Source organism: Bradyrhizobium sp. CCBAU 11357 (assembly GCF_028128865.1).
Taxonomy (GTDB): domain Bacteria; phylum Pseudomonadota; class Alphaproteobacteria; order Rhizobiales; family Xanthobacteraceae; genus Bradyrhizobium.
The window spans coordinates 260,033-276,344 of sequence record NZ_LBJW01000110.1; the positions used below are offsets into that span (position 1 = coordinate 260,033).

Consider the following 16,312-nt stretch of genomic DNA (forward strand, 5'->3'; position numbering starts at 1 on the left):
GCGCATCATAGGGATTAGCGGCCCGGCTTCCGCCTGAGCCTGAAGGCTCGGCGCAAGACCGGGATTTCGTCGTTTCACCCGCGATTCCGCATCGCCATCCGTTCCCGCGCCCTTCCGAGCCAGTCAGCCTCATGTCCGAAAAGCCGCAAAAGTCCCAAAAGTCTGAAGCCAAAGACTATTCGAAGACCCTGTTCCTGCCGCAGACCGAATTCCCGATGCGCGCCGGCCTGCCGCAGCGCGAGCCGGAGATCCTCAAGCGCTGGTACGAGATCGGCCTCTACGAGAAGCTGCGCCAGAATGGGAAGGGCCGCGCCAAGTTCGTGCTGCACGACGGCCCGCCCTACGCCAACGGCAACATCCATATCGGCACGGCGCTGAACAAGATCCTGAAGGATCTCGTCACCAAGAGCCAGCAGATGCTCGGCTTCGATTCCAACTACGTGCCGGGCTGGGACTGCCACGGCCTGCCGATCGAGTGGAAGGTCGAGGAGGAGCATTATCGCAAGAAGGGCAAGCAGAAGCCCGACTTCCGCGACTCCGCCGCGATGATCGATTTCCGCCGGGAGTGCCGCACCTATGCGACGCACTGGCTCGGCGTGCAGCGCGAGGAGTTCAAGCGCCTCGGCGTGATCGGCGATTGGGACCATCCCTACGCCACCATGAGCTATCCGGCCGAAGCCCAGATCGCGCGCGAGCTGATGAAGTTCGCCGCCAACGGCACGCTCTATCGCGGCTCCAAGCCGGTGATGTGGAGCGTGGTCGAGAAGACCGCGCTGGCCGAAGCCGAGGTGGAGTACGAGGACCACACCTCCGATACGGTGTGGGTGAAATTCCCGGTGACCTCGCCCGCGCACGGTGCGCTCGCCTCCGCAAGCGTCGTGATCTGGACCACGACGCCCTGGACGCTGCCCGGCAACCGCGCCATCTCGTTCTCGCCGAAGATCGCCTATGGCCTCTACAAGGTGACGGACGCCCCCGCCGACAATTGGGCCAAGACCGGCGACCTCCTGATCCTCGCCGATGCGCTCGCGGAAGACGTCTTCAAGCAGGCGCGCGTGACGGCTTACGAGAAGGTCCGCGACGTCCCCGGCGACACCATGGACGCGATCGAGTGTGCCCATCCGCTGAGGGGCGTTGGCGGTGGCTACGACTTCGTCGTGCCGCTGCTGCCCGGCGACCATGTCACCGACGACACCGGCACCGGCTTCGTGCACACCGCGCCCGGCCACGGCCGCGAGGACTTCGATGCCTGGATGGCGCAGGCGCGCGATCTCGATGCGCGCGGCATCAACACCGCGATCCCCTATACCGTCGACGAGAACGGCGCCTACACCGATCATGCGCCGGGCTTTGCCGGCAAGCGCGTCATCACCGACAAGGGCGAGAAGGGCGATGCCAACGAGGCCGTGATCAAGGCGCTCGTCGACAGAGGCATGCTGCTCGCGCGCGGTCGGCTCAAGCATCAATATCCGCACTCCTGGCGCTCCAAGAAGCCGGTGATCTTCCGCAACACACCGCAATGGTTCATCGCGATGGATAAGGACATTGCGCAGGGCGGCAAGGCCAAGAGCGGCGACACGCTGCGCGCCCGCGCGCTGCATGCGATCTCGGTGACGCAATGGGTGCCGCCGTCGGGCGAGAACCGCATCAACGGCATGATCGAGGCGCGCCCGGACTGGGTGATCTCGCGCCAGCGCGCCTGGGGCGTGCCGATCGCCGTGTTCGTGCGCGAGAAGGGTGACGGCTCCGCCGAGATCCTCCAGGACGAGGCCGTCAATGCGCGCATTGGCGAAGCCTTCGAGAAGGAAGGCGCCGACGCCTGGTACGCGACGGGTGCGCGCGAGCGCTTCCTCGGGCCCCGCGCGAACCAGGACTGGCAGAAGGTCGACGACATTCTCGACGTCTGGTTCGATTCCGGCTCGACCCACGCTTTCGTGCTCGAAGATCCCGTGCAGTTTCCCGGGCTCGCCGGCATCAAGCGCAAGGTCGACGGCGGCGCCGACACGGTGATGTATCTGGAAGGCTCGGACCAGCATCGCGGCTGGTTCCATTCCTCGCTATTGGAAAGCTGCGGCACGCGCGGCCGCGCGCCTTACGACATCGTGCTGACCCACGGCTTCACCCAGGCCGAGGACGGCCGCAAGATGTCGAAGTCGCTCGGCAACACCATCGAGCCGCAGGCCGTCATCAAGGAATCCGGCGCCGACATCCTGAGGCTCTGGGTCGCGTCCTGCGACTACACCGACGACCAGCGCATCGGCCCCGAGATCCTCAAGAACACCGTCGAGACCTACCGCAAGCTGCGCAACACCGTGCGCTGGATGCTCGGCACGCTGCATCATTACAAGCCGGCCGACGCCGTCGCGCCCGCCGAGATGCCGGAGCTCGAGCGCTTGATGCTGCACGAGCTCGCGGTGCGCGCCGCTGCGATCGGCAAGGCCTATCGGGAGTTCGACTACAAGACCGTGGTCGCGATCCTGTCCGCCTTCCTGAACAGCGAGCTCTCCGCATTCTATTTCGACATCCGCAAGGATACGCTCTATTGCGATCCGCCCTCGTCGCTGACGCGCAAGGCGGCGCTGACGACGATCGACCTGTTATGCGCCTCGATCCTGAAATGGCTGGCGCCGATCCTCAGCTTCACTGCCGAGGAGGCCTGGCGCATGTACCGGCCCGACGCCGAACCGTCCGTGCACCTGACGCTGTTCCCCGCCGATCTCGAAGCCTTGCGCGACGACAAGCTCGCCGCGAAGTGGGAGGCGATCCGCAACGTCCGCCGCGTCGTCACCGGCGCGCTCGAGCTGGAACGCGCCGCCAAGAACATCGGCTCGTCGCTGGAGGCATCGCCGGTGATCTATGTCGCCGATCGCGGCATGCTGGCGACCTTGTTCGACATCGATCTGGCTGAAGTCTGCATCACCTCGAACTACGAGGTGCGGGAGGGCGAGGCGCCCGCCTCGGCATTCCGCCTCGATGCCGTGCCCGGCGTCGCGGTCGTGGTGGAGAAGGCGGTCGGCACCAAATGCGCCCGCTCCTGGAAGATCTCGCCGATGGTCGGCGAAGACGCCGAATATCCCGACGTCACCCCGCGCGACGCCAAGGCGCTGCGCGAATGGAAGGCGTTGGGGGTGGCGGTCTGACCGGCCGGCCATGACCCCGCTCCGCGCCGGCATCCTCGCGGCCATGGTCACGCTCGTGGCCGACCAGGCCTCGAAGCTCTGGCTCCTAAACGTGTTCGACCTCGCCCGTCGCGGCGCTGTGCGGGTGACGCCGTTCTTCGACCTGGTGCTGGCCTGGAATATCGGCATCAGCTTCGGCTGGCTCCAGAACGACAGCCAGGCCGCGCAGCTCGCGCTGATGGCGGTCAAGGCCATCGCCGTGGTTGCGCTGGCGATCTGGATGGCGCGCTCGCACACCGTGCTCGCGACCGTCGCGCTCGGCCTGATCATCGGCGGCGCCATCGGCAATGGCATCGACCGCCTGGCCTATGGCGCGGTGGTGGATTTCGCCCTGTTCCACATCGAGATCGCCGGAAATACCTATAATTGGTATGTGTTTAACCTCGCGGACGTGGCCATCGTTGCTGGGGTGGCGGCGCTATTGTATGATTCCTTCCTGGGGGTACCCGCCGCAAAAGCGCCCTGATCCCGGCCGATACGGACCGGCAGGTGGAACCCTGCTTTTGCAAGGGTTTGAGCCGCGTGCGAGCGGCAATCTGCTACAATTTGAAACAGGTACGGTCATGCGCAGCTCGAAGACCAGTGGTTCGATGGTTCGAGACCCCCAATCGGGGGTCTGGCGGGCACTGAAATTGTCCGCCGTCGCGCTCGGCATCGGCCTCATCATGTCGACCGGCGCCGCCCGTGCTGCTGACGATGACGACGACGACATGACCTTCGAAGAGAAGCTCATCGACGGCCTGATGTCCGGTCTTGGCGCCAAGAGCATGGGGAAACCCGGCATCGAATACCGCGAACGTTCGCCGCTGGTCGTGCCGCCCAAGCTCGACCTGCCGCCGCCCGCCGCAGCCGAGGCCAAGGCTGCGCCAAACTGGCCGAAGGACCCCGACGAGAAGCGCCGCAAGGAAGCTGTCGCCGAGCGGAAGAAGTCCGGCAACAAGGCAACGGAGTACTGGAAAAATGCTCAGCCGCTGTCGCCCGCCGAGATGAACGCCCACAAGACGGCCGCCGCCGAAAAGACCGGTAATGATCCGGTCCAGCCAGGCGCCAACATCGCCAATCCGACGATGAGCCCAGCCGAACTCGGATATACCGGCGGGCTGTTTAAACTGTTCAAAGGGAACGCGCCCGAGTCGAAGCAGTTTACGTCGGAGCCGCCACGCCAATCGCTGGTGGAGCCGCCGCCCGGATATCAGACGCCGTCGCCGAACTACGCCTACGGCTCCGGCCCGGATGATTCGAAGCGAACCTATTTCGACGTCCTATCCGGCAAGGAGAAGGAGCGATAACGCTCCTGCCCCGCCCTGACATTTGGGCAGCCGCGCAGCTGCTGGCGGCACTGCACGCAACGTCAGCTGCTGGCTGCTCCCGAGTTGATAGCGTTCTCTGCTTCGTGACCCGAAGCCTCAGCCGGCACGGTGTAGCATGCCGTGCCTTCCGAGCCGGAGATCCGGGCTCGGCACCTCAACCAGGGATCATGATGTCCTCATACCGATCGGCTGCCTGCCTCCTTGCCGCGCTGCTTTCGACAAGTGTCCTCTCGGCCGGCGCCGCCCTTGCCCAGACCACGGTGACATCGGCTCCACCCGCCAGCTTCACGCTTACCAACGGCATGCAGGTCGTGGTGATCCCGGATCACCGCACCCCCGTCGTCACCGAGATGATCTGGTACAAGGTCGGCTCGGCCGACGAGACGCCCGGCAAGTCCGGCCTCGCACACTTCCTCGAGCACCTGATGTTCAAGGGCACCTCGAAGCATCCGGCCGGCGAATTCTCCCAGACCGTGCTTCGCGTCGGCGGCAACGAGAACGCTTCGACCTCGGTCGACTACACCAACTACTATCAGCGCGTGCCGAAAGAGCAGCTGCCGACCATGATGGAGTTCGAGGCCGACCGCATGACGGGCCTCATCCTCAAGGACGAGAACGTGTTGCCCGAGCGCGACGTCGTGCTCGAAGAGTACAATATGCGCGTCGCCAACAATCCGGATGCGCGCTTGAACGAGCAGATCATGGCCGCGCTCTATCTCAACCATCCCTACGGGCGGCCGGTGATCGGCTGGCATCAGGAGATCGAGAAGCTCGATCGCGAGGATGCGCTCGCCTTCTATCGTCGTTTTTATGCGCCGAACAACGCGATCCTGGTGATCGCCGGCGACGTCGATGCCGCCGAAATCCGACCGCTGGTCGAGCGCAATTTCGGCTCGATTCCCGCCCAGCCCGCGATCCCGGCGCGGCGCGTCCGGCCGCAGGAGCCGGAGCCCGCCGCCCCGCGCACCGTCACGCTGGCCGACCCGCGCGTCGAGCAGCCGAACATGCGGCGCTATTATCTGGTGCCCTCGGCGACCACGGCCGCGGCCGGCGAGAGCGCCGCCCTCGACGTGCTGGCGCAGCTGATGGGCAGCGGCAGCAATTCCTATCTCTACCGCGCCCTCGTGGTCGACAAGCCGCTCGCGGTCTCCGCCAACGCCAGCTATTCGAGCATCTCGCTCGACCCGACCCAATTCGCGATCTCGGCTGCGCCGAAACCCGGCGTCAGCTTCGCCGAAGTTGAACAGGCGGTCGACGGCGTCATTGCCAACGTGGCGCAGAACCCGATCCGTGCGGAGGATCTGGAGCGCGTCAAGACCCAACTCATCGCCGAAGCGATCTACGCACAGGACAACCAGGCTGTGCTGGCGCGCTGGTACGGCGGCGCGCTGACCACGGGCCTGTCGATCGAGGACATCCGGAGCTGGCCCGATCGCATCCGCGCCGTCACCGCCGAGCAGGTCCGCGCCGTTGCGCAGAAATGGCTCGAGAAGAAGCGCTCGGTGACGGGCTACCTGATCAAGGACACTGCAACCGCCAAGCGCGAGGAGAAGCGCTCGTGACCTATTCCTTCCTTCGACGCGTTGCATTCTCCGTTACTGCCGGCGCGGTCCTCGCATTCTCTGCGGCCTCGCCGTCGCAGGCCGCCGCGAAGATCCAGCACCTGATCTCGCCGGGCGGCATCGAAGCCTGGTTCGTGCAGGACGCAACCGTGCCGCTGATCGCGATGGAATATTCCTTCGCCGGCGGCTCGGCGCAGGATCCCAAGGACAAGCCCGGTGTCGCCAACCTGGTCGGCGATCTCCTCGACGAAGGCTCCGGCGATCTCGATTCCAAGACGTTCCATGAACGGCTCGACCGCCGCGCCATCGAGCTCTCCTTCAGCGCCTCCCGCGACACCTTCCGCGGCAGCCTGCGCATGCTGCGCGACAACAAGGACGAGGCCTTCGACCTGCTCAGGATGGCGCTGACCTCGCCGCATTTCGACACGGCCGACGTCGAACGCATCCGCTCGCAGGTCATCTCGGGCCTGCGCCGCGAGACCACCAATCCGACCTCGCTGGCCAGCCGCAAGTTCCTGGAGGTCGCGTTCGGCGATCACCCCTACAGCCGGCAGAGCAACGGCAACCTCGACAGCGTGCCGACCATCACGGTTGCGGACATGAGGGATTATGTCGGCCGTGTCCTCGCCAAGGATGGACTCAAAGTAGCGGTCGTCGGCGACGTCGATCCGGCCACGCTCGGAAAGCTGCTCGACCACACCTTCGGCAGCCTGCCGGCCAAGGCCAATCTGACGCCGGTCCCCGACGTCGAGGCCGCGAAGCCGCCGCAACGCGCCTTCGTGACGCTCGACGTGCCGCAGACCGTGATCACCTTCGGCGGCCCGGGCGTGAAGCGCAGTGACCCCAGCTTCATGGCGGCCTATGTCGTCAACCACATCCTCGGCGGCGGCGGACTGTCCTCCCGGCTCTATCGCGAGGTGCGCGAGAAGCGTGGGCTGGCCTATTCGGTGTACGAGTCGCTGCTCTGGATGCAGCACTCCGCGGTTTTCATCGGCAATACCGGCACCCGCGCCGATCGTGCCGGCGACACCATCGAGGCCATCGAACAGGAGGTGCGCCGCATCGCCCAGGAGGGTCCGACGCAGAAGGAGCTCGATGAGGCCAAGTCCTACCTCAAGGGTTCGCAGATGCTGGCGCTCGACACCTCGTCCAAGCTGGCGCAGGCCCTGCTGCAATATCAGCAGGACAAGCTGCCGATCGACTATATCGAGAAGCGCAACGCCATCGTCGACGCCGTGACGCTGGACGATGCCAAGGCGGCCGCCAAGCGGCTCTGGGGCCAGGGCCTGCTGACCGTCGTCGTCGGCCGGGCCCCCCAGGCCGCCGCGCAACCGGCGGCTGCGACACCGAAGTCGAACTGATCTCTTTTCTGGACGTTTCCAGAATGGCCGGGCTCACTCCCGGCCATTTGCGTGTCGCGGCAGCGCCATTGCTGAAGGCAAATGTCCGCGGTATGTCCTGACATCACGAATGGTGCCAGCATGCTGCGGATATCCCGCGATCTCGTCATCGACGAGGACGACATCGAGATCGGCTTTGTCCGCGCCTCCGGCCCGGGCGGGCAGAACGTCAACAAGGTCGCGACCTCCGCGCAGCTGCGCTTCGACACCCGCAAGCTGACCTTGCCCGAGGACGCGGCGCTGCGCCTCGCCCGCATTGCCGGCCAGCGCATGACCAAGGACGGCGTGATCGTGATCCACGCCCAGCGCTTCCGCACCCAGGAGCGCAACCGTCAGGATGCCATCGACCGTCTCGTCGAGATCCTCAAGGAGGCCATGGTGCGACCGACGCCTCGCCGCGCGACGCGGCCGACCTTCGCCTCCAAGCAGCGCCGGCTCGAGGGCAAGAAACGCCGCAGCGATATCAAGGCGAAGCGCGGGCGCGGTTTCGACGACTAGGCAATGAAAAACCTCCGATCGCGCGAGCGACCGGAGGTTTGCCGATTCGCACGCTGGCGTCAGTAGCGCTTGCCGGTGGCAGCACCACCCGTTGCCGAATCGTCGGCCGTGCCCTTGCGCGTCGCGCTGCCGGTGGTTCCGACGGACCCCTTCGTGCCGTTGCTCGACTTCATGCCGACCTTCTCGCCGGCAGCGCCCTGCTGGGCACCGAGATCCTCGTCCTCGCTGCCTGACGCGCCGCCTTGCATGGGCTTGCTTTGTACGGTGCCGCCGGGCCTCGCCCCAGACGAGGTGCCTTGGGCGAGAACGGGCGTTGCAACGAGGGCCGCGAGAGCGCAAGCGATCGCAGAGGTCTTCACCAACTTCATCCATGTCTCCTGGAATGTCGCGATGAACCGTTCGGCTGCGTTCTGCACCGTTCGCCTGCACCGGACCGGTTCATCGCGAAAGAGAGTTCGAACGGCGCGGGGTGATGCAAGCTGCGTCGTGTGGTGATCGTTTAGGGTTTTCGCGGCGCTTTCGCGGAATTGTGCTCCTCATATGCGGCGGCGCGGAACATGCCACACATTCCCGACGGCGATGCGCGCCGAAAATGTCCCCATTTCGGGTGTGGGAAGCTCGACCTCCCCCATGCATTTGTCGCTGCGCGGCATTAGACTTGAGAATATTCGCCGAGTGAGCCTCATGCCCGTCCGCCAGCTGCCAGAACAGGTCGTCAACCGCATCGCCGCCGGCGAGGTGGTGGAACGTCCGGCGAGCGTGGTCAAGGAGCTGGTCGAGAACGCCATCGATGCCGGCGCGAGCCGGATCGACGTCTTCACCGACGGCGGCGGGCGGCGGCGGATCGGCATCACCGACGACGGCAGCGGCATGACCGCGAAAGATCTGGCGCTCGCCGTCGAGCGCCATGCCACCTCCAAGCTCGACGACGAGGACCTGCTGCAGATCCGCACCCTCGGGTTTCGCGGCGAGGCCCTGCCCTCGATCGGCTCGGTGGCGCGGCTCTCCATCACAACGCGGCACGCCAGCGAGCCGCACGCCTGGGCGCTGTCGGTCGAGGGCGGCGAAAAGTCCGAGATTATGCCGGCGGCGCTGGCGCATGGCACGCGCGTCGAGGTTGGCGATCTCTTCTACGCGACGCCGGCGCGGCTCAAGTTTCTGAAGACCGACCGCACCGAGGCGGAAGCGATCCGCGAAGTGGTGCGGCGTCTCGCGATGGCACGGCCCGACATCGCCTTCACGCTCGCCGGCGAGGAGCGTGCGCCGGTGACCTGGGCTGCCGCCCTGCCCGGTGCCGCCGGTCGCCTGACGCGGCTCGGCGACATCCTCGGCGCCGAGTTCCGCAGCCACGCCATCGAGGTCCATGCCGAGCGCGAGGGCGTTGTCGTCGCCGGCTATGCCGCAGCGCCCGCGCTGACCAAGGCCAATGCGCTCGGCCAATATCTCTTCGTCAATGGCCGGCCGGTGCGCGACAAGCTCATTCTCGGCGCCGTGCGCGCGGCCTATTCCGACTATCTGCCGCGCGACCGCCATCCGGTGCTGGCGCTGTTCGTCGCGCTCGATCCGCGCGAGGTCGATGCCAACGTGCATCCGGCCAAGACCGAGGTGCGCTTCCGCAATGCCGGCCTCGTCCGCGCGCTGATCGTGCATGGTTTGAAGGAGGCGCTGGCGCGCGAGGGGCGCCGCACCGCCGCCAACAGCGGCGAGAGCGCGCTGTCCTCGTTCCGGCCCGCGTTCACGCCACAGCGTCCGGCCAGCTGGGACTGGCGCGCCTCGCCATCTGCTCCGGTCGGGCCGATGCCGTCGTTCGAAGGCGCTGCCGCGCCCGCCTTTGCCGAGCGCGCACAGGCCTTGTTCGACGTCGGCGCGCCCAGTGCCGACGTGCGGATCGAGAGCCAGCCGGTCGCCGACCTCGTCGATCGCCCACTCGGCGCGGCACGCACCCAGATCCATGAGACCTATATCGTCTCGCAGACGCGCGACGGCCTGATCATCGTCGATCAGCACGCCGCGCATGAGCGCATCGTCTACGAGCGGCTGAAGGCCTCGCTCGCCGCGAACGGCGTGCAGCGGCAGATCCTGCTGATCCCTGAGATCGTGGAGATGGACGAGGCGACGGTGGAGCGCCTCTTGGAGCGCAGCGAGGAGCTCGCGTCCTTCGGCCTCGCCATCGAATCCTTCGGCCCCGGCGCGGTGGCGGTGCGCGAGACGCCGTCGCTGCTCGGCAAGACCAATGCGGGCGGCCTCTTGCGCGATCTTTCCGAGCACATGGCCGAGTGGGACGAGGCGCTGCCGCTCGAACGCCGCCTGATGCACGTCGCCGCCACCATGGCCTGCCACGGCTCGGTGCGCGCCGGCCGCAGGCTTAGGCCGGAGGAGATGAACGCCCTGCTCCGCGAGATGGAGGCGACGCCGAACTCCGGCCAATGCAATCACGGCCGGCCGACCTATGTCGAGCTGAAGCTGAGCGACGTGGAGAAGCTGTTCGGACGGCGATGACGGTGCCGTAGGGTGGGCAAAGCGAAGCGTGCCCACCACCTATCGCAATCATGGAAAGTTCGTGGGCACGGCGCGTTGCGCCTTTGCCCACCCTACGGCACCGAGGCTACGGCCTTCTCAAGAACACGAACTCCGTGTCGTCATAAGCCCGCCGCTCCAGCTCCTCAAAACCTTCCGGCGTCGTGAATTGCGCGGCCTTGGCCTCCTCCACCACCAGCAGCGCGCCCGGCGTCAGCCAGCCGCCGTCGCGAAGGCTCGCGAGCGCTTTCTCGGCAAGTCCCTTGCCATAGGGCGGATCGAGGAACACCAGCGAGAACGGCTCGACGGGATGCGCTGGCCCGAGATCGGTCGCATCGCGGCGGTACACCTTGGTGATGCCGCCGAGGCCGAGTGCCTCGACGTTGTTGCGCAACAGCGCGCGCGCCTCCGCGCCGTTGTCGACGAACAGCGTGAACTTCGCCCCGCGCGAGGCGGCTTCGATGCCGAGCGCGCCGGTGCCGGCGAACAGATCGAGCACGCGCGCGTCCTGGATCGGATCGTCATAGGCGTGCACGAGGATGTTGAACACGGACTCGCGCAGGCGGTCCGCCGTCGGGCGGATGTCGCGCGAGGACGGTGAGGCGAGACTTCGCCCCTTCAAACGACCGCCGACGACGCGCAAGTCAGTCCTCCCGCGGCGTCAAATCGCGCTTGCCGTGGTAGCCGCGCTTGGGACGGCGGGGCGGGCCGTAGCCGTTCGCCTCCATCTCGTTGCGCTCGCGCGCTTCCTCGCTGCCGGTGCGCTGCACCAGCACGCGGCGGCCCTTGCGGTCGTTGATGACGGCGCGCTTGCTGGCGGGCTTTTTCTCGCTCGGTGCCTCGTCGTCGCGCGAAGATGATTTCGAGGGCGCGTCGAACTGCGCGCCCGACTTCTCGATCACCTTGTCGCCGAGCTGCTCGCGCAGCACGCGCGCGCGGATCTCCTCGACCTGGCCTTCGGGGATCTCGCCGAGCTGGAACGGGCCGTAGGAGACGCGGATCAGCCGGTTCACCTCGAGGCCGAGATGAGCACAGACATTGCGCACCTCGCGGTTCTTGCCCTCGCGGATCGCGAACACCAGCCAGACATTGGCGCCCTGGTCGCGTTCCAGCGTCGCCTCGATCGGACCGTATTTGACGCCCTCGATCTCGATGCCGCTCTTGAGCTCATCCAGCTGCGCCTGAGTGACGTCGCCATGGGCGCGGACGCGGTAGCGGCGCAACCAGCCGGTGTCCGGCAGCTCGAGCGTGCGCGCGAGGCCACCGTCATTGGTGAGCAGCAAGAGGCCCTCGGTGTTGAAGTCGAGCCGGCCGACGCTAATCAGGCGCGGCAGGCCTTCGGGCAGATTGTCGAACACGGTCGGACGGCCCTCGGGGTCGTCATGCGTCGTCATCAGCCCACGCGGCTTGTGATAGAGGAACAGCCGCGTGCGCTCGCGCTCCGGCAACGGCTTGCCGTCGACCATGACGACGTCGTTCTTGGTGATGTCGAGCGCGGGCGAGTTGATGACCCGGCCATTCACGGCGACGCGGCCCTGCGTGACCATCTCCTCGGCGTCGCGGCGCGAGGCAAGCCCGGCGCGGGCCAGCACTTTGGCGATGCGCTCGCCGGCCTTCTTCGGCTTCGGCGCGTCGTCGCGGCGCGGCCGTCCCTCGAAATCACGATCGCGCTCGCGATAGGCGCCGCGGCCGCCGAAGGCCGGGCGCTTCTCGAAAATCCTGCCGTCGTCCTCGTTGTCGCGGCGCGGACGATCGCCGAAACGGCCCTCGCTGCGCGGATGCTCCTGCCAGTCCCTGCGACCTTCCGGCCGCCCCTCGCGCGAGCGGTTGAAGCGCGGACGATCGTCACCGGAACGCTCCTCGCGCGGGCGTGAGAAACGCGGGCGATCATCGCCCTCGTCGCGGCGCCGTGAGAAGCGCGGACGGTCATCGCCACCATGGCCGCCGTCGCGGCGGTCATCGCGCTTTTGCCACGGCTTGTCCTCGCCGCGATCGCGGCCGCCGAAATCCTTGCGCGGGCCTTTGCCAAAATCCTTGCGCGGCGGCCGATCGCCACGCGGACGGTCGTCGCGCTTCTGCCACGGCTTTGAATCGCCGCGCTCGCCACGATCGCGCGGACGGTCACCACGGTCGCCATCGCGCGAAAACTTCCGCTCGCCCTCGAACTTGCGCTCCGGACGTTCGCCACGTGGCGCATAGGGCCGCTTGTCGCCGAACTTCTTGTCGCCGAACCGGCCGGCGGGACGGGACTCGTCGCGATCACGGCGCGGCGGACGGTCGTCACGGCCATAGGACGGGCGATCACCGCGCGGCTTGAAGGGCCGCTTCTCGCCGTCACGCGAAGAGCGATCAGAGAACGGACGATCGCCGCGCGGCTTGAAGCTGCGCTCGCCGCGCCCCTCGCTGCCGCGGTCGTCGCGCTTGAAGCGGGGACGGTCGCTGAAATCGCGGCGCGGTGCGTCGCCCTCCTCGCGGCGGCGGAATGGACGGCTGTCACGATCGCCACGGGGCGGGCGGCTGTCGCGGTCGCCCTTGCCCTCGAAGCCACGCTTGGCGAATTTCTTCTCGGGGCCGCGCGGCTTGCCGCTGCGGCCGCCTTTGGCCGGGCCTCGCCGGCCGCGGGAATCGTTGTCTTTGTCGCTGTCGCGAGGCATGACTAATCTCACTTAAGGGGTGGCGCGAGCAGTGTGCGCGCTCGTTCCGAGCCGCATGCTCAGGCAAAATCGGTATCCACTCTTGCTGAAGGCGGAGCTAGTAGCAGGTTTCTGGCGATGATACGAGGCATGAAAGCCCCTTCTTTCATGGATTTGGCGCTTCTGGCGGCCGAAAATGCCGGAAAATCGGGCGAAGTTCCGATCGGCTGCGTCGTGGTCCGCGATCACGAGGTGATCGCCACCGGCGCCAACCGGACGCTGACCGACCGTGATCCGACCGCCCACGCCGAGATCGTCGCGCTGCGCGCGGCCGCCGCGAAGATCGGCAGCGAGCGGCTGGTCGACTGCGACCTCTACGTGACGCTGGAGCCCTGCACCATGTGTGCGGGCGCGATCTCGTTTGCAAGGGTGAGGCGGCTCTATTACGGCGCGGCCGATCCCAAAGGCGGCGCGGTGGACTCGGGCGTGCGGTTCTTTGCCTCGCCGACCTGTCACCACGCGCCGGACGTCTATTCCGGCGTCGGCGAAAGCGAGGCGGCGCGGCTGCTCAAGGCGTTCTTTCGGGAGCGGCGGTAGGTGCCTCCCCGTCATTGCGAGGAGCGAAGCGACGAAGCAATCCAGAGTCTTGCCGCGGAGACAGTCTGGATTGCTTCGCTGCGCTCGCAATGACGCGGTGGATCAAGCCGAGAAGAAGTCCAGCAGCGCCTTCGCGGTCACATCCGGATTCTCCTCCGTCAGGAAGTGTCCCGAATCCACCGGCATGCCGTCGACGTTGGTGGCCCATTGCTTCCACGTGTCGAGCGGCGTCGCGGCGGCCTGGGCGATGCCGGCGTTGCCCCACAGGATGAGCATCGGCACGGTGATCTTCTTGCCGGCTTCGAAATCGGCCTTGTCGAGGTCGTAGTCGAAATAGGCGCCGGCGCGGTAATCCTCGCACATCGCGTGAATGCGGGCGGGATCGCGGAACGGGGCGAGGTAGTGCTCGAGCGCGCGCTCGTCGATCGCGTCCAGCGTCTTCGACTTGGTCTGGCTCGCCATCTTGAAGCGCAGGAAGAACTCGCCATTGCCGGAGATCAGCGTCTCCGGCAGCGGATAGGGCTGCGCCAGGAAGGTCCAGTGATAGATCTTCAAGCCATAGGCGCGGTTCATCCGCTCCCAGTAATCATAGGTCGGCAGGATATCGAGCACGGCGAGCTTCGACAGCCGGCCGGGATGGTCGAGCGCGAGGCGATAAGAGACGCGGCCGCCGCGGTCGTGGCCGGCGAGCGCGAAATGCACATGGCCGAGGCGCTCCATGACCTCGACCATGGCCTTGGCCATGGCGCGCTTGCTGTAGGGGATGTGCAGCGCATCGCTCGCGGGCATGTCGGACCAGCCGTAGCCCGGCAGGTCGGCGATGATCAGCGTGAAGTGCTCGGCGAGCTCAGGCGCCACCTGGTGCCACATCACGTGGGTCTCGGAGAAGCCGTGCAGGAGCAGCAGCGGCGGGCCCTTGCCGCCGACGCGGGCGAAGATGCGGCCGAACGAGGTATCGATCCATTCGGCGGCGAAGCCCGGATAGAGGTCGGCGAGATCGGACATCTTGTTGCATCCTTATGGGTCAGTCTTATTGGTCAGTCTTATTGGTCAGTCTTGGGGCCGGCCTCAACAAAACGTCGAAAACAACCCCATGCACAGTACCGGTATTATGGTCGGGGCAACTAACCCCAACTGCTGATTGCACATTCTGGATTGTAGATGTGGCGGCGCGGTGACGCGAACGTCGAGATTCCGGATCGACGCGTCGGCGCGTTTGCGCGCCGTCAAGGCGCTAATTTTTGGCCTTTTCCGCCTCCACCGCCTGCCAGCCGATGTCGCGGCGGCAGAAGCCGTCCGGCCAGTCGATGCGATCGACGGCCTGATAGGCGCGGCGCTGCGCCTCGGTCACGGTCGCCCCGAGCGCGCAGACATTGAGCACGCGGCCGCCATTGGCGAGGATCGCCCCGTCCTTCTCAACCGTGCCGGCGTGGAAGATCTCGACGGTGTCGACCTTGGCGGCCTCCTCTAACCCGCCGATGCGCGTGCCCTTCTGGTAGTCGCCGGGATAGCCCTTCGCGGCCATGACCACGGTGATGGCGGATTCCGGATACCAGCGCAGATCGAAGTTCTTGAGCTGCCCGTCGCAGGCGGCGAGCAGCGCCGGCACGATGTCGCTCATCATGCGCAGCATCAGCACCTGGCACTCGGGATCGCCGAAGCGCACGTTGAACTCGAACAGCTTTGGCCCCTGCGTCGTCAGCATGATCCCGGCATAGAGCACGCCGCGGAACGGCGTGCCGCGCTGCTTCATGCCTGATACCGTCGGCAGGATGATCTTCGCCATGATCGCGTCGTGGATGGCGGGCGTGACCAGCGGCGTCGGCGAATAGGCGCCCATGCCGCCGGTGTTCGGGCCGACGTCGTGGTCGAACACGCGCTTGTGGTCCTGGGCGGAGGCCAGCGGGATCGCCGTCTCGCCGTCGCACAGCGCAAAGAAGCTGATCTCGCGGCCGGGCAGAAACTCCTCGATCACGACCTCGGCGCCGGCCTCGCCGAAGGCGCCCTCGAACATCATGGCGATGGCATCCTCGGCCTCGCGCACGGTCTTGGCGACGACGACGCCCTTGCCGGCGGCAAGGCCGTCGGCCTTGACCACGATCGGCGCGCCCTGGCTCTGCACATAGGCGCGCGCGTCATCGGCATTGGTGAATCGCTCATAGGCGCCGGTCGGAATGCCGAACTCGGTGCACAGCGCCTTGGTAAAGCCCTTGGAGCTTTCGAGCTGGGCCGCCACCTTGCTCGGGCCGAACGCCTTGATGCCGGCTTTGGTGAGATCATCGACGATGCCGGCGGCGAGCGGCGTCTCCGGCCCGACCACCACGAGCGCGACCGCGTTCTTTTTGCAGAAGTCGATCACGGCGGCATGGTCGGCGACATCGAGCGCCACGCACTCCGCCTCCTTGGCGATGCCGGCATTGCCGGGCGCGCACCAGAATTTGGTCACCAGGGGAGAGGCCGCGATCTTCCACGCCAGGGCATGTTCGCGGCCGCCGGAACCGAGCAGGAGAATGTGCATCGAAGGCTCAGGATGAGGGGTTTTGCTGGGCGGGGAGGTCGCACGAATCGGGGTGGGGCTCAAGGCGCTAGACTCGAACCCCCGTCATCCGGGGGACG

At 66.7% G+C, this 16,312-nt stretch carries 13 protein-coding genes; 8 read left to right on the plus strand and 5 right to left on the minus strand.

Features of this window, described 5'->3' with window-relative positions:
- Positions 1-131 precede the first annotated feature (131 nt).
- From ileS to arfB, 6 genes are all read left to right on the plus strand, one after another.
- Positions 132-3,140 carry an isoleucine--tRNA ligase gene (ileS, locus tag XI05_RS31450; protein WP_271509130.1) on the plus strand — a complete coding sequence of 1,003 codons (3,009 nt, stop codon included), beginning with the start codon at positions 132-134 and terminating at the stop codon, positions 3,138-3,140.
- A 10-nt stretch (positions 3,141-3,150) separates the two neighbouring features.
- Positions 3,151-3,645 (plus strand): signal peptidase II, encoded by a 495-nt coding sequence (gene lspA, locus XI05_RS31455; RefSeq protein WP_260380991.1) that lies wholly within the window; start codon positions 3,151-3,153, stop codon positions 3,643-3,645.
- A 97-nt stretch (positions 3,646-3,742) separates the two neighbouring features.
- On the plus strand, positions 3,743-4,468 hold the full coding sequence (locus XI05_RS31460) for a hypothetical protein (RefSeq protein ID WP_271509132.1): 726 nt from the start codon (positions 3,743-3,745) through the stop codon (positions 4,466-4,468).
- A 188-nt stretch (positions 4,469-4,656) separates the two neighbouring features.
- Positions 4,657-6,051 carry a M16 family metallopeptidase gene (locus XI05_RS31465; RefSeq protein ID WP_442869337.1) on the plus strand — a complete coding sequence of 465 codons (1,395 nt, stop codon included), beginning with the start codon at positions 4,657-4,659 and terminating at the stop codon, positions 6,049-6,051.
- Complete coding sequence (locus XI05_RS31470; RefSeq protein WP_271509135.1) at positions 6,048-7,412, plus strand: M16 family metallopeptidase; 1,365 nt, start codon at positions 6,048-6,050, stop codon at positions 7,410-7,412. The genes XI05_RS31465 and XI05_RS31470 overlap by 4 nt, the downstream gene beginning before the upstream one ends.
- 120 nt (positions 7,413-7,532) lie before the next feature.
- Positions 7,533-7,949 carry an alternative ribosome rescue aminoacyl-tRNA hydrolase ArfB gene (gene arfB / locus XI05_RS31475; protein ID WP_172788784.1) on the plus strand — a complete coding sequence of 139 codons (417 nt, stop codon included), beginning with the start codon at positions 7,533-7,535 and terminating at the stop codon, positions 7,947-7,949.
- A gap of 59 nt (positions 7,950-8,008) precedes the next feature.
- Here arfB and XI05_RS31480 read toward each other — a convergent pair whose 3' ends face one another.
- Positions 8,009-8,317, minus strand: coding sequence for a hypothetical protein (locus XI05_RS31480; RefSeq protein ID WP_271509138.1), 309 nt, complete (start codon positions 8,315-8,317; stop codon positions 8,009-8,011).
- 316 nt (positions 8,318-8,633) lie between these two features.
- On the opposite strand from XI05_RS31480, the gene mutL reads away from it, so the two are divergent.
- Positions 8,634-10,448 carry a DNA mismatch repair endonuclease MutL gene (mutL, locus tag XI05_RS31485; protein ID WP_271509140.1) on the plus strand — a complete coding sequence of 605 codons (1,815 nt, stop codon included), beginning with the start codon at positions 8,634-8,636 and terminating at the stop codon, positions 10,446-10,448.
- 106 nt (positions 10,449-10,554) lie between these two features.
- Here mutL and rsmD read toward each other — a convergent pair whose 3' ends face one another.
- Together rsmD and XI05_RS31495 are read right to left on the minus strand one after the other, a co-directional pair.
- Positions 10,555-11,109 (minus strand): 16S rRNA (guanine(966)-N(2))-methyltransferase RsmD, encoded by a 555-nt coding sequence (rsmD, locus tag XI05_RS31490; protein ID WP_271509143.1) that lies wholly within the window; start codon positions 11,107-11,109, stop codon positions 10,555-10,557.
- A gap of 1 nt (position 11,110) precedes the next feature.
- Positions 11,111-13,120, minus strand: a complete 2,010-nt coding sequence (locus XI05_RS31495) for a pseudouridine synthase (RefSeq protein ID WP_271509146.1) — start codon at positions 13,118-13,120, stop codon at positions 11,111-11,113.
- Positions 13,121-13,237: 117 nt separating this feature from the next.
- On the opposite strand from XI05_RS31495, the gene XI05_RS31500 reads away from it, so the two are divergent.
- Entirely contained in the window at positions 13,238-13,696 is a 459-nt protein-coding gene (locus tag XI05_RS31500; RefSeq protein ID WP_271509148.1) for a nucleoside deaminase, read from the plus strand.
- Positions 13,697-13,798: 102 nt separating this feature from the next.
- Here XI05_RS31500 and XI05_RS31505 read toward each other — a convergent pair whose 3' ends face one another.
- Together XI05_RS31505 and purD are read right to left on the minus strand one after the other, a co-directional pair.
- Positions 13,799-14,701 carry an alpha/beta fold hydrolase gene (locus tag XI05_RS31505; protein ID WP_271509152.1) on the minus strand — a complete coding sequence of 301 codons (903 nt, stop codon included), beginning with the start codon at positions 14,699-14,701 and terminating at the stop codon, positions 13,799-13,801.
- 229 nt (positions 14,702-14,930) lie between these two features.
- Entirely contained in the window at positions 14,931-16,214 is a 1,284-nt protein-coding gene (gene purD / locus XI05_RS31510) for a phosphoribosylamine--glycine ligase (RefSeq protein WP_271509154.1), read from the minus strand.
- Between the last annotated feature and the right edge of the window lie 98 nt (positions 16,215-16,312).